2 protein-coding genes are annotated in these 1,475 nt (G+C 72.8%); both read right to left on the bottom strand.

Features of this window, described 5'->3' with window-relative positions; all coding sequences use genetic code 11:
* The coding region (locus ND747_RS16310; protein ID WP_251734463.1) for a type IV toxin-antitoxin system AbiEi family antitoxin domain-containing protein at positions 1-287 on the bottom strand (287 nt) is incomplete at its 3' end.
* 247 nt (positions 288-534) lie between these two features.
* A partial coding sequence (locus ND747_RS16305; protein ID WP_251734462.1) for a glycoside hydrolase family 6 protein occupies positions 535-1,475 on the bottom strand: 941 nt, incomplete at its 5' end.

The following is a 1,475-nucleotide window of genomic DNA, read 5'->3' as shown; positions in this document are numbered from 1 at the left end:
GCCGGGCGCGGGGGGGGGGGGGGGGGGGGGGGGGGCCCGGGGGCCGGGGGGCGGCGGGGGCCCACAGCCGCCGACGGGACGACGAAGGCGCCCCGCACGGGATGGTTCCACTGCCCGGATCGCACCAGCCGGCGCAGCTGGCCGCGGGTGAGACCGGCATCGATCGCCTGCCGAAAAGTGATCATTCCGCCCTGGCGGCGAGCCAGTTCCAGGGCCGGATCAAGACCGGGATAGGAGAGGATGACGGGTCGGGTCGGCGAGGTCTGGGCCGAGGGCGAGAAGGTCATGACTGCAGAATCCAACACCGGGCGCCGTCGATCCAGAGGTCGAAAAAATCTGTGGATAACCGTCGGCGGCACCCCGTGGACGACCCGACCACCCGACCATCCAAGCGGGTACGGAGCATTTCCTCGTCGACGCGAAACATAACCGGTATCCGGCTGGGAAACTCGGCGAAAAGGTCGAGATCTGCCCGGCACGGCGAACAGCATCGAGCAGGTGATGTGCGAGGTGGGTACCCCACGCACCCGGCCGTCAGGCGGCCCGGCTCGCCAGCCCCAGGGCATAGTCGAGCCACCACTGGCCTGCACCCGGCCCACCGTTGCAGGCCCCGTCGGACTCACCGGGAACCTTGATCCACAGATACGCGTCCACGCGGGGGTTGCCGGTGGCTGCGGTCGGCGCCACGCCGAGACCGCGTCCGGGCGGGTTGCACCAGGTGTCGTCGGCCGCAGGGCCGCGACCGTTACGGGAGGTGTCGACCACGTAGTGAGCCTGGCCGCCGAGCGCCGCGACGACAGCATCGCCATAGGCGGTCTCGTCCGCCGTCTCGTCGAAGTTGGACACGTTGAGCGCGAACCCGCGGGCCCGGTCCACGCCGGCCAGGCGCAGCCGGGTGGCCATCTCGGCGGCGGAGTGCCAGTCCGCGTGACCGGCGTCGAGGTAGATGTCGGCGCCGGTGGCGGCGAGAGTGTCGACGGCGTAGTTCAGCATTGCGTAGCGGGCCGCGGTCGCCGCCGAGGACAGGCAGTCGATCTGGGCGAGGGCGTCCGGTTCGACGATGACCGCCGCGGCGCCACGCCCGAGCCCGGCGGCGAAGGCGGCGATCCAGGCCCGGTAGGCCGCCTGGTCACCTACCCCACCGGCGGACTGCCCGCCGCCGCAGTCACGTTGCGGAATCGCATAGGCGACGAACACCGGGAGCGCGCCCGCAGCCCGCACAACCTGGGCCCGCGCCGCGACCTGGGTTCGCACCGTGTTCGGATTCGGATCGCCGAACCAGTCGGCATGGGCCTGACCGGCCAGCCGGGACAACGTCTGGGCACTTCCCGGGTCACTCGCCCGCAGGGTGCTCACCGCCCGGGCAGCCGCGCCGTCCGGGTCGACGAACAGGCGGGCGGCGGCAAAGGGGTCCCCTGCCGCGGCGGCCACCGCGGGAGCGGGAGCGGCTGGCGCGGGCGCCGTCGCGCCGGACC

The organism is Frankia sp. R82 (genome assembly GCF_023716925.1).
Classification (GTDB): domain Bacteria; phylum Actinomycetota; class Actinomycetes; order Frankiales; family Frankiaceae; genus Frankia.
Note: the sequence above shows the minus strand (reverse complement) of the source record. Positions and strands in the feature narration are given on the sequence as shown.